This is a genomic window from Acinetobacter sp. IK31 (assembly GCF_035615195.1).
GTDB lineage: Bacteria > Pseudomonadota > Gammaproteobacteria > Pseudomonadales > Moraxellaceae > Acinetobacter > Acinetobacter calcoaceticus_C.
Map to the genome: position 1 here is coordinate 92,681 of NZ_JANBOB010000023.1, position 25,896 is coordinate 118,576.

Here is a 25,896-nt window from a genome sequence, read left to right on the forward strand (position 1 = left end):
TTCTTAAACATCAAAGAATAATATATGAAAATCAGACCTATCATTATTTGTACACTTCTTGTGATTCCATTAGGAATCACTTTTTATAATTATGAAAAATATTTACCGACTTTTACATCATCTCATAAAGCTCTTTCAACAGAAGAAATATTAGAACTAATCAAGACAAAGCCCATCACCTCAATTGAAGTATTTAAAAATCAACGCATACTTCTACTTAAAAATAATAACGAGGTGATTCGTCGTTATCCTATTCGTCTAGGCTTTAACCCTGAAGGACATAAGCACTTTGAAAATGATGGTAAAACGCCTGAAGGTATTTATTCTATAGACTGGCGAAACTCACAAAGTGCATATTATAAATCTTTGCATATTTCCTATCCCGATGCGAAAGATATTGCTTATGCCAAGCAACATAATCAACCAACGGGAGGAGATATCATGATTCATGGATCAGTTCCAAAATCATTTTTATCTATGCCTTTTAGCTCGACTTATATGCCACATAAGGATTGGACACTAGGATGTATCGCCGTTAGAAATGCGGATATAGATGAGATCTGGCAATTAGTACCGAATCAGACAAAGATTATAATTTATCCATAAAATCTTTAAAACTATCCACATTTTCTGTGGATAACATTGTGGTTATCCACAGAATAACTTTTGTGAGTGCTTATTCTTCTGGGTATTCGAAGCGGTAACCTACACCGTAAACAGCTTGAATCCATTCATGACGGTTACCAGTTTCAGCCGCTTCACTAATTTTTCGACGCAAGTTTTTGATATGACTGTCAATTACACGATCGGCAACGTCAAAACTATCTGGATTAATATGATCCAATAATTGTGCTCGTGAATAGACTTGTCCAACATGCTCTAAAAATAGCTCAAGTAAACGAAATTCGGTTGGCGTTAAGCTCAACGATTTTTGTTGATACCAAATTCTTTGCTGTGCTTTATCAATTCGGAAAGAATCATTTTGTTCAGGCTCTGCCTTTCGCTCTAAACGGCGTAAAACGGCCTGTACGCGAGCGACCAACTCTTTTGGGCTAAACGGTTTACATACATAATCATCAGCGCCCATGTTGAGACCCAATACACGATCAATTTCTTCGGTACGGGCAGTCACCATAATAATCGGTAAATCTGACTGTTCACGAACCTTACGGCAAATGGTCAAACCATCCATTCTTGGAACCATTAAGTCCAGAACCATTAAATTAGGTTTACGTTGCTGGAAACTCGCATAGGCATCTTGACCATCATGAAACATACTTACTTCAAAACCGGCAGCCTCAAGATAATCCCGCACCAAATGCGCTAATTCGACTTCATCTTCAACCAACATCACATGTTTCATGAGATATTTTTCCTTTTATATTTAACTCTGCTTTTTAAAAGTGAGTACACAACGTAAACCACCTAATGGTGAATGTTCAAAACTGAGTGTACCACCAAGCGCTTGCGCAATTTTACAAGACAAAGCCAAGCCTAGCCCTGTTCCACCTGTACTACGCGTACGCGAATCATCTACGCGATAGAATCGTTCACCTAAACGTGATAACTGCTCATCATTTAAACCAAATGGACTGTCATCAACATACAAAGTCCACTCCTGCGGAGTTTGAGCTGTATGAATATGAATTTTGCCACCTGTTTCTGTGTAACGAATACTATTACTAATTAAATTAACAATAATCTGTTTAAACCGATCACGGTCTAATAATAGCGGAGAACTTGTTCCTTCAACTTGAATTTCGAGACCAGCTTGCTCAAGTTTCGGTTTAAAATTTTCAACCTCTTGTAATACAACTTCCCACGGATTTACAGAACTCAAATAACACTTGAGTTGTTGTGCATCTGCCTGTGCCAAGTCTGCAAGGTCTTGTGTTAATTTTTTCAGACTTGAAACCTGACGCATCATCGCCTCCAGATGTTCAGGCGTTGCTTTTCGAATACCGTCTTGCATCGCTTCAATTTGTGCTTGCAATACAGCCAATGGCGTTTTTAATTCATGGGAAGTATCCGCCACCCATTGACGACGTGATTCTTCATGCCGATGTAAAATTTCTGCCAAATGGTTCAATTGCGTTGATAAATCACCTAATTCGTCATTTCGCTTAATAATAACTTGATGCTGATAATTTCCTTTCGTTAATTCATTTGTCGCATTTAATAAACGCTGAATCGGTTTCTTAAAATAAGTCGCCATCAATAGCGCTGCAACTAAACTTGAAAGTAAGGTTAAAGCATAAATTAAGAGTAAATAACGCTTTTGATTACTAAAGAAATTAATACTTAAAGCATCTTCTTTATCTAAAACGGGTTTTAAGCCCAAATATCCCACGACTTGATTGTTTAAGATAATCGGGCGAAATGACATCTGATCTGAAGAAGGCGGTTCACCCACCACAAACTGGTGATTTGCATCATATAAAGATAAACGAGAACTTAAACCCAAACGGTCAGGCAAAGCAATAAAACGCTTCTTACCATTTTGAGTTTCAATATCTTTTAAGCTGCCCTTCTTTGACTTATTTTTATCATCACTTGGCCGAAACTGATTTGCACTTAATGGGAATCTTAATCCTTCAAATGGTTGATATTGAGAAGGTAAATTTTGCTCAAGCGTTTTTAACTCTTCATCACTAAAAATAGTATTTTTATTTGTCGGCGCAACTTGAGGTGAAATATTGATGAGGGCATGTTCATCGAAAGAATGCTGTTGAATAGCAATATCATATTGGCGACGAAGCCACCACTGCGAGAGACGATCATAATCATCGGGAGCTGCTGTCCCTTCAATTTGTAAAATTTGTGCCTGAATCGCATTCCCCCAATCATGGTACACCGTATAGACATCGCCAAGATTGGTAATGAGGCGGTCGAGCTTTTGCATTTCAACGTCGGCTACATATTTGGCGAAGTTCTTTTGCATTGTCCAGTGCAAAACACTCAAGCTTGCGGTCGCAATAAGCAATGTGGTGAGCAAGACTGTTAAAAATAACCGTAATGCAATGGGAACACGTAGAACGTTCAAAAGCACTCTCTCATTTTTACGCTAAAGGGGGTCTGCTGGTAGTTCATTTGATAATTGTGACGAAGGCTATTTTTCTTGTATTTCTAGGCAAGAGATACGCAGCTTAGTGATCTAAGCAAGTAACTCTTAACGACGAAATGCTGAAAAATAGTCCCGTCCTGAAAGGTTATGGCTAAAACTGCCATAATCTTCGTTATGAAGCTTGCCAAGGACATATCATTGCCTGTGCTTCATGCCTCGTTTATGTGGTTTTAGCCTATAACACAATTCATAAAATGAACTACCAACAGACCCTAACATTGTAACCAACAACGAAAAGAAAAACTCTCCATTGTTTCTACATCTTTATTATCTAATCTTTAAGCCATCTTAAAACACAACATTAAAAGGCTTTTAAACATGAAAATGACGGCAAAAATTGCATTATTCAGTGCGGCAATTGTAACTATGGGAAGTTTAGCGGCTTGTCAATCAACGACTCAACCACAAAAACCAGAACATCGCATGATGCAAGATGGCCCACGTGAGGGTCACCATCGTATGAAGCACCGCGAATTCACACCTGAACAAAAAGCAGCATGGGAACAACACCGTTCAGAACGTAAAGCTCGCTTTGAACAAATCCAAAAAGCATGTGATGGCAAGGCGAATGGACAGAATATAAATGTGCAAGTTGGCGATAAAACAATTGAAGGTACCTGTAACCTTCGTTTTGAACCAAAACGCCCTCAACCACCAGTTAACGCCCCTGCTCCAACATCAGCTCAAGCAAAATAATTCTAAAAACCATACAAAAAAGGCGCCAATCGGCGCCTTTTGTTTATACATAACTATTTACGATTTTGACTATTTGTATCATATAAACATAACCAAAAGTGTTTACACTCAAAGCACTTAGCTAGTTTAAGCATTTTTTTCTTGACTTTGCAGTCACAAAGTAAAGGTCCTGAGGTGCTTGTGCAGTTATGCAAGTTGTTGCACGATGTAATAGTCCAAGGTGCCTGATGGCACATTATCATAGATTAAGATTATAACTCTGGTTTCACCAGTATTGAGGAACCCGATATGCCACAATACAAAGCGCCCTTACGTGATATGCAATTCGTTTTGCATGAATTATTAAATGCTGAAGAACACTATGCAAAATTACCTGATTTCCAAGGTAACGTAAGCCGTGAATTGGTTGATCAATATTTAGAAGCTGCGGCAGACTTTTGTGAAAATGAACTTTCTCCTTTAAACCAAGTTGGCGACCGCGAAGGTTGTACTTGGAATGATGGTGTAGTTACCACTCCAACAGGCTTTAAAGAAGCTTATCAAAAATATATTGAACTTGGCTTTCCGTCTTTATCAGCAGAAGAACAATACGGTGGTCAGGCTTTACCTAACTCTCTAGGTATTGCAATTTCTGAAATGGTTGGTACAGCAAACTGGTCTTGGGGTATGTACCCTGGCTTGTCTCATGGTGCTGTACGTACATTAGAACATCATGGTTCTGATGAACAGAAAGATATTTATTTACCAAACCTTGTTTCAGGTGTCTGGACAGGTACGATGTGCTTAACTGAATCTCATGCAGGTTCGGACTTAGGTATTATCCGCTCTAAAGCAGAACCAAATGCTGACGGTAGCTATGCAATTTCTGGCGAGAAAATCTTTATCTCTGCTGGTGAACACGACATGGCTGAGAACATCATTCATATCGTTCTTGCACGTTTACCAGGTGCGCCAAAAGGCACTAAAGGTATCTCATTATTCATCGTTCCTAAATTCCATGTAAATGCAGATGGAACTGTGGGCGAGCGTAATGCGGTACGTTGTGGTTCTATCGAACACAAAATGGGTATTCATGGTAACGCGACTTGTGTCATCAACTTTGACCAAGCAAAAGGTTATTTGATTGGACCTGAAAACCGTGGTTTGAATTGTATGTTCACCTTCATGAACACAGCACGTATTGGTACTGCTGTTCAAGGTTTAGCAGCTTCTGAATCATCTTTCCAAGGTGCGTTAACTTACGCGAAAGAACGTTTAGCAATGCGTTCACTTTCTGGTCCGAAAGCTCCAGAAAAAGATGCAGATCCAATTATTGTTCACCCTGCTGTTCGTAACATGCTTTTAACTCAAAAAGCATTTGCTGAAGGTGGCCGTGCGCTTGTTTACTTACTTGCTCAATACGCTGACATCGTTGAAAAAGGCGAAACAGAAGAAGAGCGTAAGTTTGCTGACAACATCTTGTCTTTACTGACTCCAATTGCAAAAGCATTCTTAACTGAAACTGGTTCTGAATCTGCTAAGCACGGTGTTCAAGTCTTCGGTGGTCATGGTTTCATTTCTGAGCATGGCATGGAACAAATCGTACGTGATACACGTATTGCTTGCTTGTATGAAGGTACAACTGAAATTCAGGCACTTGATTTGTTAGGCCGTAAAGTATTGCAAACTCAAGGTGCAATGCTAAAAGACTTTACCAAAATGGTTCACAAATTTGTTGAAGCAAACAAAGACAACGCTGCCATGAAAGAATTTGTTGAGCCGCTTGCAGCGCTTAACAAAGAATGGGGCGATCTCACCATGCAAATTGGTATGCGCGCAATGCAAAACCCAGATGAAGTAGGTGCTGCTGCTGTAGATTACCTCTACTTCTCAGGTTATATCACTTTAGCGTACCTATGGGCTCGTATGGCACTTGTTGCACAAGAGAAATTAGCAGCGGGTACTAGCGAAGTTGACTTCTACAATGCAAAAGTAACAACTGCTCGATTCTACTTCAAAAAAATCTTGCCACGTGTTCGCTCACATGTCGATGTGATTGCAGGTGGTCTCGATCCATTAATGTCATTAGATGCTGAACATTTCGCTTTCTAACCATAGTTAGTTGCGATATGCAATGTTAAAAAACGAAAAAGGACTGCTCAGTTTTGACGGTCCTTTTTTTATAAAATCAATGATAAATTTACACTTTAAATTCCATATCCATTTCGTTTTACAGGATATCTAGCACAGGCCAATGTGCACAAAAAAGGTGAACGATTATGCCAATTTACAATGCTCCTTTAGCTGATATGAAATTCATCTTAAATGATGTATTCAAAGCAGAACAATTTTGGCAGTCTAATGAGAAACTCGCTCATGTAGATGCTGCAACTGCTGAAGCAATTTTAGAAGAAATGGCTAAATTTGCTCAGAACGTAACTCATCCATTAAACCGTACCGGTGATGAAGAAGGCGCTCGCTATGAAAACGGCGAAGTGTTCACACCAGCTGGTTTTAAAGATGCATTCCGTCAATATGCAGAAGGCGGTTGGATTGGCTTAGGTGCCGACGAAGAATGGGGCGGTCAAGGCATGCCAAAAATGCTCACCGTTCTTTCTGATGAAATGTTATTTGCGACTAACCCATCATTTATGCTCTACCCGCTTCTTTCTGTGGGTGCAGGCATGGCTTTAAGCAGCTATGCATCTCAAGAACAAAAAGAAACTTACTTACCTAAGATTTATTCAGGTGAATGGTCAGGCACCATGTGTTTGACAGAGCCACATGCAGGTACTGACTTAGGTATTATCAAAACTAAAGCAGAACCTAATGAAGACGGTACTTATAACATTACAGGTACTAAAATCTTCATCACTGGTGGTGACAACGATTTAGCAGAAAACATCATTCACTTGGTACTTGCTAAAACACCTGATGCCCCTGCTGGCTCACGTGGCATCTCGCTCTTTATCGTACCTAAGTATCTTGTAAATGAAGATGGTTCATTAGGTGAACGCAACTTAGTTGGACCAGGTTCTATCGAACATAAAATGGGGATCAAAGCATCTGCAACTTGTGTGATGAACTTTGATGCAGCAAAAGGTTACCTCGTTGGTAAAGAAAACGAAGGTCTTGCTGCCATGTTTGTCATGATGAACTACGAACGTTTATCAATGGGTATTCAAGGTTTAGGCGCATCTGAGTTTGCATATCAAAATGCAGCACAATATGCGACTGACCGCTTACAAGGCCGTAGTGCAGCAGGTGTTCAATCACCAAACAAACCAGCAGATAGCATTTTGGTACATGGTGACGTACGTCGTATGTTGTTAAACGTACGCGCAAACAATGAAGCATCTCGTGCTTTTGCAGTGTATGTAGGTCAACAGCTCGATATCACTAAATTCTCAACTGATGCAGAAGCTGTAAAAAAAGCCAATAATCGCGTTGCACTTTTAACGCCGATTGCTAAAGCTTACCTCACAGATACAGCGTTCCAAGCAACTTTAGATGCTCAAATGGTATTTGGTGGTCATGGCTATATCCGTGAATGGGGTATGGAACAATGTATCCGTGATCTCCGTATTGCTCAAATTTACGAAGGAACGAACGGCGTTCAATCTCAAGATTTAATTGGTCGTAAAACCATTAAATGTGGCGGCGTGTTCATTGCTGAATACATCACTGAAATTCGTGACTTTGCAAACGACTTAGACACAGACTTAAACTTCATTAAAGATTCAACTTTAGATGCTGCAACTGAAATTGAAGCTATTACTCAGTTCATTATTGAACAAGCTGCTGAAAACGTAGATTTCCCAAATGCTGCGGCAGTTGATTATTTACATGCAGTTGGTCTACTCAGCTTTGCGTTTATGTTTGCAAAAATTGCAGGGGCAGCAAAAGATAAGTCTGGTGATTTCTATCAAAACAAACTTGCTTTAGCTCAATATTTTGTTGAACGTATCTTGCCAGATATTGATGCGCGTATTGCTAAAATCAAAGCAGGTTCTGACTTAGTTATGGGCTTTAGTGAAGACTACTTCACAAACCAAGCTTAATTAATTATTGAATAAAAAATGCCTGAGAAATTAGGCATTTTTTTTAATTCAACAAAAGCTCAAAAAATCTTATCTTTTTAATTTCTCTACTAAAAAATCAGCAGTAATATTTACACTGGGTAATAATCCTCGTCTTGTTAACATGAGCAAACTGGTCGTTACATTACCTGCAGACCAATCTGGTAAAACATGAATTAGACTTCCATTCGATAGTTCATTCACACAAAATGTTTCGGGTAAAAGCGTAATACCAATTCCTCGCTTCGCAGCACCTTTCAAAACTTCTGCTTCATTTGCCACAAAGCGAATATTTGGTCGTACAATCTCTTTTTCTCCAGACATATGCTTGAAGGACCAAGGATTCATTTGCAGATCAGACCATAATCCTTGATGGTCCACTAAATCTTGTGGTGAATTAATTGAGGCTGTGTTCATTAAATAAGTAGGTGCAGCAACAGCAATAATCTTGTCATTTGTCAGCACACGTTGAATTAACCCAGAATCTGGTAATGATTGAAAATGACTACGGATCACAATATCAAAGTTTTCACTCATGACATCTACGTAGCGATCAGTTACCTCTATTTGTAATAATAATTTAGGATAACGTTCTGCAAGCTCAGGTAAACAATCAGATAAAAGAAACTGAGCAATTGGCACCGAAGCACTCAATCTGACCACACCACTAGGCTCTTGTTGCTGTATTAATAAATTTTCTTCAGCATAGCGAAATTCATCGACCGCATTTTTAGCATGCTGATAAAAAAGCTTTCCAGCTTCACTTAGTACAAAACTACGTGAACTACGATGGATTAAGGTTAAACCTAGCTTATTTTCTAATATCGCCACACGCTTACTAATCGTGGATTTAGGTAAATTGAGTTGTTTAGCTGCAGCAGAAAATCCTTGATGCTCTACAGCCACAACAAAGAGAAAAACGTCATTCAAATTTTGTCTAAGTAGCATTCTTCAATGTCCATATATGTAGACAATAAGTTTCATAATACCTGACTACTAGAAACTTTTCTGCCGACTTAAGATGATTCTACACACCACACAAGAGTAATCATCATGTCAACTTTCACTTTATTTTATGGTATCCCTTCTGGTTGTTCATTTGGCTCTATTGTTGCATTGGAATGGTCTGGTTTACCCTATCAACTATGTAGAATCGAGATGCCAGTACAATGCAATACCGAGGCATACCGCCGAATTAATCCTGTAGGTGAAACACCAGCCCTGCTCTACGACAATGGTAAAGTCTTAACGGAAAGCATGGCGATCTTGAGTTATCTCATGGCAAAAAGCTCAAACACTACTTTTCACTATCAACAAGGAACAGAAAAATTTAATCAGTTCAATCAGAAGCTAGCTTTCTTAAATACCACGTTATTCAACGCATTTAGCCCCTTATGGTATAGCCTTGAGCATTCTTCATCGGAAGAAGCCACTCACGCATTACGTGAATATGGAGCAACACAAGTCAAAAAAGCATTTACTGCTTTAGAGCATAGCTTGACAGAGCAAACATGGTTAATGGGCGATCAATTGTCTTTCGTTGATGGCTACTACGCGGGTATAGCACGCTGGTTGAAATATCATGATGTAATTGATATTAATCATTTCCCGAACTGCCAGCGTCTTTATCAGCAACTACAAGATCAAGCAGCTGTAAAATTTGCACATGCTATCGAACAAGAACAGGCTATTGAGAGTACTGGTAACTTTTTAGGTCATATTTCACTTGAAGATATTCTCCAACAACATACAAACTTAAGATAACTTTTTGTTGGCTATCATGCTCCAAATATAGAGCAAAGAGGCTTTAGTGAAGATTAATTTATAACTCAATTTCAGTTAAATAATAAATAAAAAATGCCTGAACTTTCAGGCATTTTTTTGTTTATAAAGATTATTTCCTAAGGCGCTAAAAGTAACTTTCCTGTGGTTTTTCTTGATTCTAAATCTTGGTGGGCAAGCGAAGCCTGATCAAGTGAATAAACTTTATTTATATTTACCTTTAATATATTTTCTTCTATTAATTTAAACACCTCATGCGCTCTCTTTTGTAGTTCTTCTCTAGTCGCTGTGTAGGTAGCCAATGTCGGTCTCGTTAAATAAATTGATCCTTGTTTCGATAAAGCAATTGGATCAATAGGTGGAACTTTTCCACTGGATTGGCCAAACAAAACTAACAGCCCTAATGGCTTAACAACAGAAAGACTTCCTTCATAAGTCACGAGTCCAATAGAGTCATAAACGACATCTACACCTTGGCCTTGCGTAACTTCTCTACAAACTTCCACAAAATTTTGATTACTCGTATCAATTACAAAGGTGGCTCCAGCAGATTGAGCTAGAACTACTTTTTCATTTGAAGATACAGTTGTTATAACGGTTGCACCCTGTTTTTTTAATAATTGAACGAGCAATGCACCTACGCCACCCGCTCCTGCATGAACCAACGCAACTGTTTCAGAGTTAACCTTATAAGTCGAATAAGCTAAATAATGGGCTGTAATTCCCTGCAATAAACCAGAGGCTGCAATCTCATCACTAATATTTTCTGGAATATGAATTAATTTATCTACGGGAATACTCACATATTCTGCATAAGCCCCATTTGAAGCAAGCCAAGCAACTCTATCACCTGTCTTAAATTCTGAACTTAAAGATTCAACGACAATACCAGCCCCTTCTTGCCCCAAAATATAAGGTAAAGATGGTAGAGGGTTTACGCCTTTACGTTGATAAATATCTGAAAAATTGATCCCGGCTCTTGAGACTTTTACTAAAACTTCCCCATTTTTTATTTGTGGTTTTTCTATTTCTTCATAAATAAGTTCATCAGGATTTCCATAACGATATAGCTTTACCGCTTTCATTTTTTATCCTTTCATACTTAGTAAAATTTAATTTATTTTTACCATAATAATGAACACAAAGCTTATTCCTCTACTTTTTTCTTTTATTAAATAAAGATAAAGTTTTTAAACTAGCTATTTCCATTGGCATGAAATTTGTTTAGTTTCTAAACATTACGAAGCAAATAAAAGATCTCATCATGCCTGATCCTAAAAAATACGAGCGGATTCTAGACCGTTTCGGTCATTATGCCGTTGAAGCTTTTCATTATTTAGCCCTGTTTATTATTGGCTGTATGGTGGCGTGGTCCGCAGCCAATACTGTTTTTGAAATTTTAACCGTCAAAAAGTACGCTTCGATTGATGATATTTTATTATTATTTATATACTTAGAGCTTGGAGCAATGGTTGGGATTTACTTTAAAACCAATCATATGCCTGTACGCTTTCTTATTTATGTTGCGATTACGGCATTAACCCGTCTACTCATTTCAGATATCCAACACGACCATAAAGCAGATATGGACCAAGTCATTATTACAGGCTCAATTCTTATTTTAGCTTTATCTATTTTAGTCGTTCGTTTTGCGTCTTGGAATTATCCTTCGGTGATGAAAGAGAAACATGCAAAAACACCCACAACCTTAAAGCCTCCTCAGCCTCAAGATGATGAATTAGCGTAAAAAATGGCCTCAACATTGAGGCCATTTATATATTCTTTATTTCAAAATTAACGAACACGATAAATTTGATGTTTTGAGTCGACTAATAGATATTGGTTAGGTGTTTTAACCCAATGATATCCACGTGGTGGCTCATATAAGCGATTCGCTCGCCAGTCTGAAACATAATAACGGCTATTGCGGTATTGAGTAGGAATACGTTCACCACGCTTGAATGCAACATAACGGCCATAATGCTTTCCACGATCGGCATTTGACCAACTTGGAGCCCGATGATCATTACGGTAATCATGGCGACGGTCATCACGATCACGATGTTCATATCGGTCATGGTCTCTACCATGATTATTATCCCAACGATGATTTGTATCGGCCATCGCGGTAGCTGATATACCCAACATTAATGTCGAAAGTACAAGAACGATTGGCTTTTTCATGGCCCATTTCCTTTTTATCCTGATATGAAGCTAGATTAAAAGACAGTCAAGGAGAAACCATGAATAAAACAGATGAGATTGCTAAGGTTTGTAATGACTATAAAGAAAATATGAAGAATCTGTATCTATGCTAACATTAGCTTTTTTCTAGCTAGGTCAATTGCTGTGTCTGAAATCAGTTTTGAACGTCTTCATCAATTTTTTTGCAAAGTTCCAACCGTACAAGAAGCCCGTATCATGGCTCATGGAGCAGATGGCGAACATGCTTGGTGGTTTAAGTTCAGTATTGATGTAGAACACCCACTTGCATGGCAAACAGTTCAAGAATTAGGGCATGTTTTAAACTACCTATCAACAAATGAACGCCTACCGACCTTATTCTTTCCTGTTTCTCCACCACCTTATATGAACGGTGAAGCAAAAGATTTTTTATCGTGGATTATTCAATGTAATCATCCGGAGTTTTCTCCAGATGTGGTCTGTGACTGGCTTGAGGCACGTTTACCAAATCCTGTAGATGATGAGTCACAGTGGAAAATTAAGACTGATTTGAGTGAATTAGAAAAGTTAGATGATAAGACTTTGGATCAATTGATTCCGCCAGCGCCTTAAAATCATATTATTTAGTTTTATCCTTCTTATTGCACAGCCTTTACTTACAGTGATGTTCTAATGTCTTTTGTATAGGCTAATGCCTCACTTTTGAAAGGTCAAAAGTGACAAAAACCATTGTTTCACTGATGTAGCTTCCCTGCCACACAGTGAAACGGCGACATCCATGTCGCCAATCATCTTGCCAATTTTGTACAAAATCACGGCAGCGAATAAGCTTCAAGCTTACGATGAAACTAAGTAAGACTCCGTCGTGAACATAGAGTCTTACCGTTTATATAAAAAATAGAATTAAAAAGTCGACAATCCTGACCATTCCATAAAACGATAAATCCAGTATTTCACTTTCGACTCATCTGCATACTTCGCGTAATCTACGCTCATCTGTTTACCTTGCAGGTTTGACCACGATGTATTGAAGTAATCTTGAGCATCTTGAAAGACTTGATCTTGAACTTTTCCAATGACCAACATGTCAGTTTCAAGGTTATAATTTTTTAAATTACGGGCTGTAAAATTAGCCGATCCTACAATCAACTCAGCTTGCTGAGCGTTATATTTTAATATCATTTTGCTATGGTTCTGCTCGCCATGCGTATCACACCAACGAATTGGAATGCCCACAGCATGTAGCTCTGAAGCCACCTGACGGTTTGGAATACCATTCTTTTGTCGACCAAATGCATCTTTATTAGGATCAAGCAAAACGCGAACAACCACACCTCTTTCTTGAGCATTTTTTAAGGCTTGAATAATCTTGCGCTCAGATAAATAGAACATACTTAAATCAAGATTCTCTTTTGGCTTCGCCGAGTTAATCAATTTTAATACAGATTGATAAATCGCGCCTTCAGTTAAGACTTGGACTTGAGGTTTGGTTATGTCTTTTTCAAAATCACCTAAAATGAGCGAGGGTGCACTACTTCCCGACATTCGTGCAACCGCTGCTTCAGTTTGTAGAACATCAGCCGCTGTGGCTCCTGTTACAACCAACGCAACATTAGAATGTCTAGAACTACCATCGTGTGGGTTTGCCGAAGTTACGAGTGATTTCCAGCCTGCATCGGTATCGACTACCACAGTTTTACGGTGATTCGCCTTAAAGTTAAATAAATTCAGATAACTACGAAGTGTAATTTTTTCATCACCAAACGGATTAGGTAACCAGCCTTTGTCTGGGTTATTCCCAATATTCTGGCAACAGATGTACCATAAGCCGGACCAGAATGGGTTAGATGCACGTAATGGGCCTAAATTGGTTTCAATTACATCAACACCCGCTTGGCGTAACTGTCGATAATGCTCAGGCTTTAGGCCACCGTAAACCGAATTAATCGGGTCGGTAATCATCACAATTTGGATTTGACGGTTTTGTCTTTTTTTACTCACTAATGCATCGGTTAACTCTTGCATAAGTGGTCTTTGCTTTATTTTTGAATCACCAACTTCTGAATTAAATAAGAACATATCCACGACTATGGTGGTTTGCGCCTCATCAATCATTTTCAAGATTTCATTAAAGATATGCTGATCAAGCTGCTGTTGGCCTTTTGCATCAAGATAGGTTTTATCTGCTAAAAATTTAACGTCGGCATGTCTAAGCTTGCCACTAAAGTTGATGCCTTGTGGCAATGGTTTTACTGTGTGGTAAATTGCCGATGCAAGATATGCAATAGCAACAACGCAAAGTAATACCGCCATATAACGACGCCCTGACCAATTTATTTTTTGATGAATTCGCTGAAAAATACGCATAAAAAAGACCTAACTTGATGCTTTCAAATTAGGTCTTTTGGATTGATTTTTCAAGTTTAGTTTCGTGTTAAAGCCTTAAAATTTAAAATCAACACCTACTGTAAAATTGCGCCCAACTTGTGGAATATTTGATAAGAACGATGCATGTTGATAAACCGTGTCGTCTAACAAGTTATTCGCTTTCATATAGACGCGATAATCTGTTTTTACACCATATTGCCCAGAATATGCCACACCAAGATTGAGCATGTTATAGCCTTCAGTTTCAGTCTCGTATGCCGCGATTTTGTCTTGGTTAAAGACATGATAATACTCGGCAGAACCGCTAAAACCATCACCGAAGTCTGCATCGACTTTAGTTCCTAAGCGTCCTGCTGGAATACGTGGTGCATTTCCTTCTGCATCAATTTTACCGCGCACATAGTCACCAAAAGCACTGATCTTGTACATTGGGGTAATTTGATAACCAATTTCACCCTCTGCACCATAGAAACGCGCTTTATCTTGGGTGTATTGAACTAAACGGAAGTCTTTATAGCGGTCAAGGGTTTGCGCATAGATATAATCATCAAACCAGTTATGGTAAACATGAAGATGATAGTCGAGTTTGTCATTGTCATAATGCAAACCTAATTCAACATTATTCGATTTTTCCTTACTGAGCTGATCGTTTCCTAACTCATAAGTATTGGTCGCAAAGTGCCCACCATTTGCATATAACTCTTGAGCTAAAGGTAAACGTTCTTGATGTGACGCTACAAAAGAAAGTTTATAGTTTGGCGCAAACTCCCAGTTCGCAGCACCAGCATAAGAGAATGCAGAACCATCAAAATCTTGTTTAGAGTTATCATCTACATCAATTTCTTGCTGATCTGCACGTGCAGAAAGCTCAAAATGTACGTCTTTCCATTGTTTATGTTCTAAGGCAAATACGCTCCACTTTTTGGTAGTGGTCGGTGCCATAAAGGCTTCTTCGCCTGTTAAATCTAATTTTTGCTGGCCCAACTGTGCACCAATGACGCCTTCCCAATCAGCAATCGGGTTATGTACTAACTCAATACGTCCGTCATAGCCCTTGTTTTGGAATCGGGTCGCAATTGTCCCTTCTTCAATTTCATCATGTTGATAGTCAGTATAACTTGCCTGAGCACGTAACTTTTGAAAGCCCGCAAAAGGATCATTTAACTCAGTTTTAAAATCATAACGCTCGGATTTTAAGTCAATCCATGGGCCGCCATGTTCGTGATCATGTTCTTCATGATTATGAGCTTCTTCACCATCTTCATGCTCATGATCACCACAATGTAAATGCGGTATTCCGCCTAGATGAGCGCTACAACTTTCGTATTCATGGCTATGCCCCGGTAAACCATATTGGTCTCGACGGTTGCTATAAGAAATACCGGTATAACCTCGGTCATAAATCCAAGATAACCCGACGTTAACTGAATCACCCTGAGCAAAAGTATTGTCTACACGGCGTTCTTTTTCACCTTCATGAATATAATTTGGTGCAATGTAGTTATTCGCATCACGTGTTAACCCCTCAACGCGTAAAGCCACTTGGCTGCCCAAACCGACAGTTACACCAGCGCTCGCTAGTTTTTCATCACTTCCAGTGTTGTAACGTAAACCAACTTGTCCTTCATAACCGTTTTCAGGCATTTGCGTAGGGATCTTGTTATCAATTACGTTGACTAAACCACCGACAGTTCCCGCACCAAATAGCAAAGTAGATGGACCTCGAATCACTTCAACTTGCTTTGCAAGAACAGGGTCTACAGTTACTGCGTGGTCAGGAGACAAGGTCGAGACATCAATATTTTCTGATGAATTTTGAAGCACCTTAACACGTGGACCATCTTGTCCCCGAATGACTGGACGACTCGAACCAGCCCCAAACTGATTAGCATAAATTCCCACTTCGCTACTGAGTGCATCCCCAATGGTGACAGCACCTTGCGATAAATGCTTTTGATCAACGACTGTATCTGCAACAGCAAAATCTTGTGAAGTTTGCTCAAGTGGATGAGCCTTAATTCGAATAGTTTCTAACTTTTCAACATTTTCATTTTCTGCTGCAAACGAAGGAACGGATATGACAGCTAAAATGGATAAGGTCAAAATATTTTTATAGAACAACATGAGGTGATTCTCTAATCGTTACGCGTCTTGTTTTGTTATATTATAACATTTCGATTCTTTTGCAATAAAAAACATTTATTAACCGACGATTCGCTAGACTGGTCAACTAAATGATGTGAGTAATTTTTGATTTCTAATGCCTTTTACAATCTCTCATGCCGTTATAGCTCCGCCTCTATCCAAGCTTAGCCAAAACACTTTGCCAATTGCCGCTTTAGCTATTGGGAGTATGACACCCGATCTTAACCGCTTATTTACAGTTCATTCCAGCATGCTGACTCACCAATGGAAGGGACTGATTTATCCTAACCTTGCATTAGGCTTACTTTTTTGTGCTGTTTGGTATTTTCTTTACCGTCCAGTGATTTACCGTTTTTTTGGTGTGCAACATGATTTTGTGCTCAATTCTTTAAAACGTATTTTTTTATTTTTGATTGGAACATTGCTTGCGCTAATCATCGGCATAGCGACACATCTAATTTGGGATGGCTTAACGCATGCAGACTTTCGAACTTTTATATTTAAAGATGTTTTAGCAACGACTGTTCATCTTTTTGGACGTCCATATCCATTACATCGTCTTTTACAACTTGGCTCCTCTGCTCTTGCTTTGCCTTTTCTCGCTTGGATGTGCCTGCACTATTACCAGCGCTATAAACAACATTGGAAAGTAAGTAGAAAAATTAAAGTTTTTGTGTGGACTCTTTTTATACTATCTACACTCTTAGGTTTATTTTCATTTTGGGATTATGCCCACTACATTCCTCATGAGGTTTGGCATGCTGATACCTATTATTTCACAGGCCGCTCTATTAATGAGTTTATGCAGGGTTGGTTAAGTAGTTTTAGCTTAGGATGCCTATTATTCTTGTTTTTAGATCGGCAACAAAGAATGGGATAATTTGGAAATCTTGCTGCCAAATTGCTCATTTTCAGGTTAATTTCTGCGGTTTTTTGATCTACTTCTTGTGACAAACCATGCAACAAGGCATAATCGAAAACTTATTTTTTTTGACGGTGCGCGGTTTACGCATCCGTCTTTTCAGCCAATATAGTTTGGATAATCTTCATTATGATGCGAACTCATTACTGTGGCTCTTTAACTGAAGCCCAAATCGACCAAACCGTTACACTATGCGGTTGGGTACATCGTCGCCGTGACCATGGCGGTGTTATTTTCCTTGATATGCGTGACCGTGATGGCCTCGTTCAAGTGGTTATTGACCCAGATACTCCAGAAGCATTTGCAACTGCAGATAAAGCACGTTCTGAATATGTATTAAAAATTACAGGTCGTGTTCGTCGCCGTTATGAAGGTACTGAAAATGCCAATATGGTGAGTGGTCAAATTGAAGTTTTAGGTAAAGATATCGAAGTTCTTGCCGCTTCAGAAACACCTCCATTCCCGTTAAATGATGAAAATACCAATATTTCTGAAGAAATTCGTTTGAAATATCGTTTCTTAGATATTCGTCGTCCTGAAATGTTGGATCGTTTACGCTTCCGTTCTAAATTGACTAATCTTATTCGTAATTATTTCGAAGATAATGGTTTCTTAGACGTTGAAACACCTATTTTGACACGTGCAACACCTGAAGGTGCGCGTGACTACTTAGTACCAAGTCGTGTACAAAATGGTAGTTTCTATGCACTTCCACAATCACCACAATTATTCAAACAATTGTTGATGGTGGGTGGTATTGATCGTTATTACCAAATCGCAAAATGTTTCCGCGACGAAGACTTACGTGCTGATCGTCAACCAGAATTTACTCAAATCGACGTTGAAACATCGTTCATGAGTGACGATGACATTATGGACTTAATGGAAGTCCTCACTGTGAAGATGTTCGATGAACTTCTTGGCGTTAAATTCGATAAATTCCAACGTATGACGTATGCAGATGCAATGCGTGACTATGCATCAGACAAACCTGACATGCGTATTCCGTTGAAACTCGTCGACGTTGCTGACTTAATGCAAGAAGTAGAGTTCAAAGTATTTGCGGGTCCTGCAAAAGATCCTAAAGGCCGTATTGTTGCCTTACGTGTTCCAGGTGCAGCATCATTGCCACGTAGCGCAATCGATGAATACACCAAATTCGTTGGCATCTATGGTGCAAAAGGTTTGGCCTACATCAAAGTTAATGAACTCGCTAAAGGAATTGAAGGTCTTCAATCTCCAATCGTGAAATTCATTGAACCGATCGTACTTGAACTGTTGGCACGTGTTGGTGCGCAAGATGGCGATATCGTATTCTTCGGTGCAGATAAAGCTAAAGTTGTAAATGATGCAATGGGTGCTCTTCGTGTGAAGATTGGCCATGATTTGAATCTTTCAACGTGCGAGTGGGCTCCTCTTTGGGTTGTTGACTTCCCAATGTTTGAAGAAACTGATGACGGCAAATGGACTTCTGTTCACCATCCATTCACGCTACCAAAATCAAGCGTAGAAGAAGTGAAGAGCAATCCAGGTGAAGCACTTTCTGTTGCTTACGACATGGTATTGAACGGTACTGAAGTTGGTGGTGGTTCACTTCGTATTTATACATTAGAAATGCAAAAAGCGATTTTTGAAGCGCTTGGTATTTCTGATGAAGAAGCAGAAGAGAAATTCAGCTTCTTATTAAATGCACTTCGTTATGGTGCTCCTCCTCACGGTGGTTTGGCATTTGGTCTTGACCGTTTAGTGATGTTAATGACTGGCGCGACTTCTATTCGTGACGTTATTGCATTCCCTAAAACTAAGACTGCTGAATGTCCACTTACTCAAGCACCTGCTCCTGTTGAAGCAAATCAGCTTCGTGACTTAGGCATCCGCTTACGTGAAAAGCCCAAAGCTGAAGAAACTAAATAATTTTTAGATTTTCAAATTAAAAACCCTGCTTATGCAGGGTTTTTTATTAATTAATATCAATAACATAATTCACTTAAGTAAGCTATGCTTTGCGAATAGGCAGGTCAGTGGCATAATATCACCACTTTTTCTCCCTTGGTAATTCATTATGGCAATGCGCTCTGATGTACGTCGACATGCTTTAATCGTAATTGTATTCTCTCTGGCGCAATGGTTTTTCATGCGCTATATCCTTGCAAATGAATTATTTAATATCAATACAAATCAACGTATTCTTTATTTCTGCATAAGCAGCCTAGCAGGTGCATTGCTTATTTTTGTTGCACTGATTTATATGGTTTTAAAAGGCAATGCCGATAAATAAAAAGATATTTCTATTTATCATTTGAGGTTGTTATGGGTCTACGAAAATCTACAAGAAAAATTTTTCGTTATTTATTATTTAATTTAAGGTTCTACAAAGATATAAGATTTAAGAACATTGATTCAGAAAACTTTGCAGATCCTATTATTTTAAATCCTTTAGCTAATTCCCCAATTATTATACCTAAGATAATTTGGATGTATTGGGACTCAGAAATACCTGAACTGGTAAAAAGGTGTTTTAATCAAGTAAGACTATTAAATCCAGAATATCAAGTTTATATTTTAAATTCTGAAAACATATCAGAATTTTGTGATTTTGATTTTTCAGCTTACAAAAATTTAACTCCCCAACAAAAATCAGATTTATTAAGATTTTATCTTCTTTATTATTATGGAGGAATATGGCTAGATGCAAGTATTATAACCTATACTAATCTTGAATGGATTATCGATGTTTGTAAAAACAATAAAACATCTGCTTTTGCATATTATCGAGCTGCGAATACGACAGTAAAAGAATATCCTGTTATAGAGAATTGGTTACTTGCCTCAGAAAAAGGAAATATTTTCTTTAAAAAATGGTTAGATGAATTATCTTATGCTTTAAAGCTTGGAGTTAAAAACTATATTTCTGAAATCAGAAATACAAAACCGAATTATTGTGAATACTTTCAAAATATAGGACTACTTGAGTATCTAATCGCTTATGTGGCTTGTCAAAAAGTCTTACGAGAAATGCCAACCAGTATCTCGCTGATTAATTGTGATAAAAATGCCTTTTTATATCAAAATATTGATTTGAAATGTAATATTTATTTCATTGAAGCTTTAGTTTTAAAACATAGACCTGATCAAATGCCCTTCCTGATTAAATTAATCGGATCTGATCGAGCACTATTAATTCCCTATGTGCTTAAAAATAAATTTAAAAATAATTCTTTTTTAGATTTTTAAAAAAGAGGTAATTTAATTACCTCTTTTATTTTTAGACTTATTTATTTAAGGGATATTTTTTATATATTAATTTCGCAAAATTATAATTTATAGATTCACCATAGCGACTTTTAGGTAAATCTAAAGATTTTGCACGCTCCCCCTCGATCGCGCTTAACTGCGTATCCTTTTCACCTAATTTAATTACCGGATGATCTACTAAATATGTCATCAAGATATGAGAATTATCACTGAAGTCAAACAAATAACTCCAGTCATCTGCTTTTCTAATTAAATAATGATAAGCAATTAAATTTTTAGCCATTTCACGATCAACCACATACGCAACAGCATAATTTACACGATTATAAAAGTGAGGATGTACTTCTAATATATCTTTATTAAAAATTTTCTCATTTTTTAATATTCCTCTAACTTTTAAACTTTCTTTCATCTGTATACCGCCTAAACTAAGTAAAATATTTTTAGGCAAATTAAGTTTTTTGAGTTCTGTTTCCAAATCTTGGAGATTTAAGTCATGGGGTAAAACAGCATCATCTTCAAAAATTAATGCGTATTCATCTTCCAATTCAAGAAAAAGCTCTAAAGCTTTTAAATGAGACAAGGTACAACCTAACTCTGCTGGAGTTAATGGTTTAGAGCGTCCTTTTACAGCTTTTTCAAAATATTCTTTTGCTGAAAGTTCTCCCCCTTTAATTCCTACCTTCGTTATAGGTAAATTTCCTTTTTCAAAAAAATTTTGGCCGAGGAATTTACTTAAACGAGGTGATTTTTCATCTTCGATAGTTACAACATAAATCTTCATTAAGCTACTCCCCTTTTAAACAGCAAGTATCATATCTAATGTAAAATAGAGTTAATATATCTTTTTTATTTTCTTGTATTGTCATGATTCGTTCAATTCAAAAAAAATGGTACAAATACCAACAAGCAAAAAAAGCAAAATCTTTTGACTCTCATTGGTATATGCGTTTCGGCTGGCTAGAACAACCCTTTACAACACTTGAGCAATTACATTCACTCTTTGAAATCCATTCCCCTAAAAAGTTTACATTTGCAGATAGCTTTTATGCTTATGAAAATGGCCGTCATTTTATTTTTTTTGAAGAAGTCGATGATCAGCATCCTGTGGGCTTTCTTTCGGTCTTGGAAGTTTTTAAAGACGGAACCTACACATCACCTGAGACAATCTTAAAACTCGACTATCACCTCTCTTATCCTTGTATATTCAAAGTAAAAGACACTTGGTACATGATTCCAGAAACTTCGGCTAATAAAACCATTGAGCTTTGGACATGTACTGAGTTTCCACTGAAATGGGAAAAGCATTCTAATCTAATCGAAAATATCGAAGCAGTAGACAGCACACCTTTTTATCATGAAGGCTTATGGTATCTTTTTACTTCAACGCGGCGTGATTGTAAGAAGTTTGGTGACCGCTTAGATCTATTCTTTACCAAAGATATTTTGAATCCTAACTGGCAAGAGCACCCAATGAATCCAGTGTGCAGAGGCAGTCAGCAGTTTCGTATGGCGGGCAAGCCTTTTATTTATAAAGGGCAACTGGTTCGACCAAGTCAAGATTCTTTAAAGCGTTATGGTGGGAATATCGAATTAAAGGCGATTACTCAGCTCAGCCCAACAGCTTATGAAGAAAAATTGCTAGAAGTGGTTTTGCCTGACTGGAATCAGGCAGATGACGGTTGCCATACTATTAATGTCGAAGATAACTTTGTGGTACTTGACGCCATTCGTCTTACACCAAAAAATAATTAAGTTTTTAACAGCTGCTTATAAATATTAAGCGTCTGCTCAGCCATGGCTGGCACAGTGAGCTCAGCCTTGGCTTTTGTATAAAGTGGGCTAAAATCATCTTGTGCAGCTGGTTTAAGTGCAGTTTGAATGGCTTTAGCTAAACCTTGTGCATCACCAATTTCTGCCAGATATTGTTCTGGCAGCCACTCAATCACACCGTTGACTTTGGTTGAAGCCATTGCTTTATCGGCCTGTAAAGCCTCAACCATCACCAATGGAAAACCTTCGCGGTCAGAAGATAAAACTACAACATCTGCCAACTGAACCAAATCTCGAGCATCAGTTCTAAACCCAAGAAAAGCGACTCGACTTTGCATATTAAGTTCACTGACTTGTTTCTCTAAACTTGCTCGAAGTGAACCATCGCCTACAATCCATAAATTGGCATCAATCTGTTGCATCGACTCAATCAATAAACTGATATTTTTTACTGGTTCTAGACGTCCAATACACATGACAACTTTTTTGTTAAGGTCTAGCTCAGCAAAATCTTTTTGGATAGATTGAAGTAATTTTTCTTTATTTTCAGCTGTAAGAGCAGGTTGAGGATAAACCCCATTGTAAACTACATGTGCTTTCGACTTTGGAATCCCTTGTGTGAGTGCTTGGCTCACAGCAATAACCGCATCGCCGGCTAAATAGGCAGATTTATTTTTTTTAGTGCCGTGCACGGTTGTAACAAACTTTGGGCCAGATAAAAATGGCTTAATTCGGGCAATCAACTCAGCCGCCTTTCCAGCTTGTGCATGAACAATAGCAGGTTGAATTTGTTGGATCAGATTTTTAAGTTGCCAAAGTAAAAAAATATTCCAGCGGCTACGTGCAAAATCGACAACATGAAAATGTACCTTCTGGCTAAACTTATCTACATAGCAAGGATGTGCAATCACATGCACTTCATGATTCAAAGCAAGCTCATTAACCAAGTTAAAAGTGTGCTGCTCTAATCCACCAATTCCACCGCTCGTTGCCAATACCTGAACAATTTTCATAGCTTGCCTACTTATTTTTATCTTTATTCAGAGTCTGCTCAAACAACTTAGCTTCTTTTAGAAATGCATAAAACGCATTAATCATACTATTTACGAAACCACGCCAACCATTTAAGAAACTACGGCGAATAAAATAAGACTTCATAAAAGTCACCGGCATCACCAAAACCAATTTTGCAATGCTTGGAGACTTTCCTTTTTGGTATTTCTCTAATGCTTTTAGGTTGGAATACTGGTTATTTTTTTCGACTTTCACGAAAATGCTCGACTCGCCATAATGATAAATATCATGTTGAGCGCGCTGAGATTCACCATCCACAATCACATTTTCATGGACTTTATTGGCTAGGTCATAATGCCCTTTAGACTTGCGAAAAAAACGCACCTTTGCATGTTTTTTAGTATGTTTACTGTTGGGAACCCCTAAGAAAACATCATTAATGGGTGTGATTAATGCATCAAGCTTATTCTGTTGAATCGTTTCAACAATTTCTTGTTTTAACTCGTTAGATAAGACTTCATCACCATCTAAATTGAGTACCCAATCATTTCGGCATTTTGCTAAAGCCAAACTTTTTTGCCCAGCATAACCTTGCCAATCTTGGTGAGAAATTTGGGTATTTTCAAAGCGCTGTGCAATTTCATAAGTATTGTCAGTACTGCCAGAGTCTAAAATAATAACTTCATCAAACTCACTGACACTTTGCAAAGTTTGCTCTAACCAAGCGCCACAATTTAAAGTGACAATATAGACACTACATGGAATTTTATTCATAACTTATAACGTCCTTTAGCAAGGGCGATACGCATCTGTAAAGCATTCATGGCACCATGCGTGCTGACACGTGGAATATTAAATTGATTAACTGCTTCATACGCTTCGATTTTTTTACGAGTCGATACTGCGTTTTTAAAGCCAATCTCTTGCGCCATTTTCTGGTGCTTTTCGTTAAATCGACCAAACGGATAAGCAAAGCTAGGGCATTTTCCAACCAAAGCTTCAACATCTTGTTTAGACTGAAGCATTTCGTCATAAGCGGTTTGATCATCAAGCTTAAGTAAGTTCACATGATGTTGTGTATGCGCACCAAACTCTATGAAGCCAGAATTTGCCATTTCATGGATTTGCTCATGAGTTAGCTTTTCGATTCCTTCAATTTGCGTCGCCAAATAAATGGTAGCTTTTGCATTATATTTTTTAAGTAATGGATAGGCATATAAATAATTATCCATAAAACCATCATCAAAACTTAAAGCAACAACGTTCTTTTGACCACGATATTGTTCAAGCTCAGAGACAAAGCAAAAAGTAGTTTTTTTACGCGTCAACAACTGCAATAGTCGTTCAAACTTTTCAGGAGGCATATTCATGCCAGAGGCCGCATCTTTAGGGGTTACCTGATGCAGCATCACAATGCGTGGTAGTTTGCTCGAACGAAACGGAAGCCAGAAAGTATAATTACCCAGCACATATAATAGTGCAGCAAGTGCTAGTAGGCCTACCGCAACGTACAAAAACCACATCATGCATAAACCTCATGTGACCATTCATAATTTTCTGAAAGGGGCTGCTTAAATGTCACTTCAACCATAAATTGGGTGATGCGCTTAGCATTGAAAGATTTGCGTGTTTTCTCCCATCCCTCTTTCGCTATTTTTTCAGCTTGCTCTGGATTCTGATCAAAGAATTGTATCTTTTTGGCCAAGTCGAACTGATCATCAAAGTAAACCACTTCCTGCTCAGTGTAGAGTTTTTCAAAGCCAGGAATTCTTGGGCTAAAGGTGAGTAAACCATTACCAGTGAGCTGTACAATACGATCAGAACTATACAAGGTTACATCATTACGGCGTGAGTAATTGAGTCCCATTTTTGTTTCAGACAGAACCTTATAATAACCTTTACCGTAAACACCCGGCTGCTCAAAGCAACCATAATATTGATAGTTCACATGGCCTTGTTGCAGCGCATCTGCCAAATCTTTTAAAAACTTCTCTCGCTCAGGTTCTTTATAGACCACGCCACAGAAAATAAAAGTCTTGTCTGTGTTAGTGTTTGAAAATTGTTGTAGCGTTTCTACATTACGGTGGCCCACATTTGGTAAATAGGCTACGCTTAAATGCGGCTGCTTTAATTTTTGTAGATATTCTCCGCCTGTTGTGCAGAAAATAGCGTCCAGATAAGGCGAAAATGCTTTTACGAAATCGAGTTTGCTTTCGAGATAAAGCGGGTCAACATACCAAAATGCAATTTTAGTATTTGGGTAAGATTCTTTAATCTGTTTTAGAACATCGGGACTCATTAAGTCACTATGTCCGATGAGTACCAGATCAGGTTCAATATTATTAACGACCTTTAGTACTTCTTTATTGGCCCAACTGGCACCTAGTTTTTTTGTTTTAAAAATGGTTCCCATACGAGCCATGTCACGAAAACTAAAGTCATAAACGAAATGGCCATTTTCAATTAATCCGGCAGAAATTTTACGGTCTGTGCAGTAAAAATGGGCGCCTTGTTTATTAAAGCCAAAATTCGCAATATGCAATATTTTCATTTAT

Annotated in this window: 24 protein-coding genes; 12 read left to right on the forward strand and 12 right to left on the reverse strand. The window is 38.1% G+C overall.

Annotated elements, in window-relative coordinates; all coding sequences use genetic code 11:
- Positions 1 to 24 precede the first annotated feature (24 nt).
- Positions 25 to 606, forward strand: coding sequence for a L,D-transpeptidase family protein (locus tag MSG66_RS12710; RefSeq protein WP_324654296.1), 582 nt, complete (start codon positions 25 to 27; stop codon positions 604 to 606).
- 70 nt (positions 607 to 676) lie between these two features.
- On the opposite strand, the gene MSG66_RS12715 is transcribed toward MSG66_RS12710, so the two are convergent.
- Entirely contained in the window at positions 677 to 1,363 is a 687-nt protein-coding gene (locus MSG66_RS12715) for a response regulator (protein ID WP_003655179.1), read from the reverse strand.
- Positions 1,364 to 1,384: 21 nt separating this feature from the next.
- Complete coding sequence (gene baeS, locus MSG66_RS12720) at positions 1,385 to 3,043, reverse strand: sensor histidine kinase efflux regulator BaeS (RefSeq protein WP_324654297.1); 1,659 nt, start codon at positions 3,041 to 3,043, stop codon at positions 1,385 to 1,387.
- 399 nt (positions 3,044 to 3,442) lie between these two features.
- On the opposite strand from baeS, the gene MSG66_RS12725 reads away from it, so the two are divergent.
- From MSG66_RS12725 to MSG66_RS12735, 3 genes are all read left to right on the forward strand, one after another.
- Positions 3,443 to 3,820 (forward strand): hypothetical protein, encoded by a 378-nt coding sequence (locus MSG66_RS12725; RefSeq protein ID WP_262473818.1) that lies wholly within the window; start codon positions 3,443 to 3,445, stop codon positions 3,818 to 3,820.
- A 288-nt stretch (positions 3,821 to 4,108) separates the two neighbouring features.
- The gene (locus tag MSG66_RS12730; protein ID WP_324654298.1) at positions 4,109 to 5,911 is read left to right on the forward strand and encodes an acyl-CoA dehydrogenase C-terminal domain-containing protein; all 1,803 of its coding nucleotides are present in this window, start codon (positions 4,109 to 4,111) and stop codon (positions 5,909 to 5,911) included.
- A gap of 167 nt (positions 5,912 to 6,078) precedes the next feature.
- Entirely contained in the window at positions 6,079 to 7,860 is a 1,782-nt protein-coding gene (locus tag MSG66_RS12735; RefSeq protein ID WP_324654299.1) for an acyl-CoA dehydrogenase C-terminal domain-containing protein, read from the forward strand.
- A 69-nt stretch (positions 7,861 to 7,929) separates the two neighbouring features.
- Here the strand turns inward: MSG66_RS12735 and MSG66_RS12740 are convergent, their stop codons facing one another.
- On the reverse strand, positions 7,930 to 8,808 hold the full coding sequence (locus MSG66_RS12740; protein WP_324654323.1) for a LysR substrate-binding domain-containing protein: 879 nt from the start codon (positions 8,806 to 8,808) through the stop codon (positions 7,930 to 7,932).
- A gap of 123 nt (positions 8,809 to 8,931) precedes the next feature.
- On the opposite strand from MSG66_RS12740, the gene MSG66_RS12745 reads away from it, so the two are divergent.
- Positions 8,932 to 9,642 (forward strand): glutathione S-transferase family protein, encoded by a 711-nt coding sequence (locus MSG66_RS12745; RefSeq protein ID WP_133971797.1) that lies wholly within the window; start codon positions 8,932 to 8,934, stop codon positions 9,640 to 9,642.
- Between the two features lie 137 nt (positions 9,643 to 9,779).
- Here MSG66_RS12745 and MSG66_RS12750 read toward each other — a convergent pair whose 3' ends face one another.
- Positions 9,780 to 10,745, reverse strand: coding sequence for a quinone oxidoreductase (locus tag MSG66_RS12750; RefSeq protein ID WP_324654300.1), 966 nt, complete (start codon positions 10,743 to 10,745; stop codon positions 9,780 to 9,782).
- A 179-nt stretch (positions 10,746 to 10,924) separates the two neighbouring features.
- Between MSG66_RS12750 and MSG66_RS12755 the strand changes: the two genes are divergently transcribed.
- The gene (locus tag MSG66_RS12755; RefSeq protein ID WP_005036172.1) at positions 10,925 to 11,407 is read left to right on the forward strand and encodes a phosphate-starvation-inducible protein PsiE; all 483 of its coding nucleotides are present in this window, start codon (positions 10,925 to 10,927) and stop codon (positions 11,405 to 11,407) included.
- A 47-nt stretch (positions 11,408 to 11,454) separates the two neighbouring features.
- Here MSG66_RS12755 and MSG66_RS12760 read toward each other — a convergent pair whose 3' ends face one another.
- Positions 11,455 to 11,844, reverse strand: a complete 390-nt coding sequence (locus tag MSG66_RS12760) for an RcnB family protein (RefSeq protein ID WP_202743502.1) — start codon at positions 11,842 to 11,844, stop codon at positions 11,455 to 11,457.
- Positions 11,845 to 12,009: 165 nt separating this feature from the next.
- Between MSG66_RS12760 and MSG66_RS12765 the strand changes: the two genes are divergently transcribed.
- Complete coding sequence (locus tag MSG66_RS12765) at positions 12,010 to 12,456, forward strand: hypothetical protein (RefSeq protein WP_133971791.1); 447 nt, start codon at positions 12,010 to 12,012, stop codon at positions 12,454 to 12,456.
- A gap of 291 nt (positions 12,457 to 12,747) precedes the next feature.
- Here MSG66_RS12765 and MSG66_RS12770 read toward each other — a convergent pair whose 3' ends face one another.
- The gene (locus tag MSG66_RS12770; RefSeq protein ID WP_324654301.1) at positions 12,748 to 14,211 is read right to left on the reverse strand and encodes a phospholipase D family protein; all 1,464 of its coding nucleotides are present in this window, start codon (positions 14,209 to 14,211) and stop codon (positions 12,748 to 12,750) included.
- Positions 14,212 to 14,286: 75 nt separating this feature from the next.
- Entirely contained in the window at positions 14,287 to 16,356 is a 2,070-nt protein-coding gene (znuD, locus tag MSG66_RS12775) for a zinc piracy TonB-dependent receptor ZnuD (protein WP_324654302.1), read from the reverse strand.
- Between the two features lie 136 nt (positions 16,357 to 16,492).
- Here znuD and MSG66_RS12780 point away from each other — a divergent pair, with 136 nt between their 5' ends.
- The 4 genes from MSG66_RS12780 (at position 16,493) to MSG66_RS12795 (ending at position 20,533) form a co-directional block, all read left to right on the forward strand.
- Complete coding sequence (locus MSG66_RS12780) at positions 16,493 to 17,257, forward strand: DUF4184 family protein (RefSeq protein WP_324654303.1); 765 nt, start codon at positions 16,493 to 16,495, stop codon at positions 17,255 to 17,257.
- A 171-nt stretch (positions 17,258 to 17,428) separates the two neighbouring features.
- A complete protein-coding gene (aspS, locus tag MSG66_RS12785; RefSeq protein ID WP_005036159.1) occupies positions 17,429 to 19,213 on the forward strand; it encodes an aspartate--tRNA ligase in 1,785 nt (594 codons plus the stop codon).
- 148 nt (positions 19,214 to 19,361) lie between these two features.
- The gene (locus tag MSG66_RS12790; RefSeq protein WP_042897543.1) at positions 19,362 to 19,577 is read left to right on the forward strand and encodes a hypothetical protein; all 216 of its coding nucleotides are present in this window, start codon (positions 19,362 to 19,364) and stop codon (positions 19,575 to 19,577) included.
- Positions 19,578 to 19,609: 32 nt separating this feature from the next.
- The gene (locus MSG66_RS12795) at positions 19,610 to 20,533 is read left to right on the forward strand and encodes a glycosyltransferase family 32 protein (RefSeq protein ID WP_324654304.1); all 924 of its coding nucleotides are present in this window, start codon (positions 19,610 to 19,612) and stop codon (positions 20,531 to 20,533) included.
- Between the two features lie 37 nt (positions 20,534 to 20,570).
- On the opposite strand, the gene MSG66_RS12800 is transcribed toward MSG66_RS12795, so the two are convergent.
- A complete protein-coding gene (locus MSG66_RS12800; protein ID WP_324654305.1) occupies positions 20,571 to 21,338 on the reverse strand; it encodes a glycosyltransferase family 25 protein in 768 nt (255 codons plus the stop codon).
- An 83-nt stretch (positions 21,339 to 21,421) separates the two neighbouring features.
- Here MSG66_RS12800 and MSG66_RS12805 point away from each other — a divergent pair, with 83 nt between their 5' ends.
- On the forward strand, positions 21,422 to 22,309 hold the full coding sequence (locus MSG66_RS12805; protein ID WP_324654306.1) for a hypothetical protein: 888 nt from the start codon (positions 21,422 to 21,424) through the stop codon (positions 22,307 to 22,309).
- On the opposite strand, the gene MSG66_RS12810 is transcribed toward MSG66_RS12805, so the two are convergent.
- From MSG66_RS12810 to MSG66_RS12825, 4 genes are read right to left on the reverse strand one after another with little or no spacing between them, the layout of a single operon-like run.
- On the reverse strand, positions 22,306 to 23,340 hold the full coding sequence (locus MSG66_RS12810; protein ID WP_133971777.1) for a glycosyltransferase: 1,035 nt from the start codon (positions 23,338 to 23,340) through the stop codon (positions 22,306 to 22,308). The genes MSG66_RS12805 and MSG66_RS12810 overlap by 4 nt on opposite strands.
- Before the next feature lie 7 nt (positions 23,341 to 23,347).
- Positions 23,348 to 24,115, reverse strand: a complete 768-nt coding sequence (locus MSG66_RS12815; protein ID WP_133971775.1) for a glycosyltransferase family 2 protein — start codon at positions 24,113 to 24,115, stop codon at positions 23,348 to 23,350.
- On the reverse strand, positions 24,112 to 24,867 hold the full coding sequence (locus tag MSG66_RS12820; protein ID WP_133971773.1) for a polysaccharide deacetylase family protein: 756 nt from the start codon (positions 24,865 to 24,867) through the stop codon (positions 24,112 to 24,114). The genes MSG66_RS12815 and MSG66_RS12820 overlap by 4 nt, the downstream gene beginning before the upstream one ends.
- The gene (locus tag MSG66_RS12825; RefSeq protein ID WP_324654307.1) at positions 24,864 to 25,892 is read right to left on the reverse strand and encodes a glycosyltransferase; all 1,029 of its coding nucleotides are present in this window, start codon (positions 25,890 to 25,892) and stop codon (positions 24,864 to 24,866) included. Before MSG66_RS12825 ends, MSG66_RS12820 begins: the two co-directional genes overlap by 4 nt.
- Positions 25,893 to 25,896: the final 4 nt, after the last annotated feature.

Coding starts and splice junctions, on each gene's coding strand:
- MSG66_RS12745 (WP_133971797.1), top strand. CDS start 8,932: ATGTCAACTTTCACTTTATTTTATGGTATCCCTTCTGGTTGTTCATTT.
- MSG66_RS12770 (WP_324654301.1), bottom strand. CDS start 14,211: ATGCGTATTTTTCAGCGAATTCATCAAAAAATAAATTGGTCAGGGCGT.
- MSG66_RS12725 (WP_262473818.1), top strand. CDS start 3,443: ATGAAAATGACGGCAAAAATTGCATTATTCAGTGCGGCAATTGTAACT.
- MSG66_RS12755 (WP_005036172.1), top strand. CDS start 10,925: ATGCCTGATCCTAAAAAATACGAGCGGATTCTAGACCGTTTCGGTCAT.
- MSG66_RS12760 (WP_202743502.1), bottom strand. CDS start 11,844: ATGAAAAAGCCAATCGTTCTTGTACTTTCGACATTAATGTTGGGTATA.
- MSG66_RS12815 (WP_133971775.1), bottom strand. CDS start 24,115: ATGAATAAAATTCCATGTAGTGTCTATATTGTCACTTTAAATTGTGGC.
- MSG66_RS12810 (WP_133971777.1), bottom strand. CDS start 23,340: ATGAAAATTGTTCAGGTATTGGCAACGAGCGGTGGAATTGGTGGATTA.
- MSG66_RS12730 (WP_324654298.1), top strand. CDS start 4,109: ATGCCACAATACAAAGCGCCCTTACGTGATATGCAATTCGTTTTGCAT.
- MSG66_RS12820 (WP_133971773.1), bottom strand. CDS start 24,867: ATGATGTGGTTTTTGTACGTTGCGGTAGGCCTACTAGCACTTGCTGCA.
- MSG66_RS12805 (WP_324654306.1), top strand. CDS start 21,422: ATGATTCGTTCAATTCAAAAAAAATGGTACAAATACCAACAAGCAAAA.
- MSG66_RS12825 (WP_324654307.1), bottom strand. CDS start 25,892: ATGAAAATATTGCATATTGCGAATTTTGGCTTTAATAAACAAGGCGCC.
- MSG66_RS12710 (WP_324654296.1), top strand. CDS start 25: ATGAAAATCAGACCTATCATTATTTGTACACTTCTTGTGATTCCATTA.
- znuD (WP_324654302.1), bottom strand. CDS start 16,356: ATGTTGTTCTATAAAAATATTTTGACCTTATCCATTTTAGCTGTCATA.
- MSG66_RS12800 (WP_324654305.1), bottom strand. CDS start 21,338: ATGAAGATTTATGTTGTAACTATCGAAGATGAAAAATCACCTCGTTTA.
- MSG66_RS12780 (WP_324654303.1), top strand. CDS start 16,493: ATGCCTTTTACAATCTCTCATGCCGTTATAGCTCCGCCTCTATCCAAG.
- MSG66_RS12715 (WP_003655179.1), bottom strand. CDS start 1,363: ATGAAACATGTGATGTTGGTTGAAGATGAAGTCGAATTAGCGCATTTG.
- MSG66_RS12750 (WP_324654300.1), bottom strand. CDS start 10,745: ATGAAAGCGGTAAAGCTATATCGTTATGGAAATCCTGATGAACTTATT.
- MSG66_RS12790 (WP_042897543.1), top strand. CDS start 19,362: ATGGCAATGCGCTCTGATGTACGTCGACATGCTTTAATCGTAATTGTA.
- MSG66_RS12735 (WP_324654299.1), top strand. CDS start 6,079: ATGCCAATTTACAATGCTCCTTTAGCTGATATGAAATTCATCTTAAAT.
- MSG66_RS12795 (WP_324654304.1), top strand. CDS start 19,610: ATGGGTCTACGAAAATCTACAAGAAAAATTTTTCGTTATTTATTATTT.
- aspS (WP_005036159.1), top strand. CDS start 17,429: ATGATGCGAACTCATTACTGTGGCTCTTTAACTGAAGCCCAAATCGAC.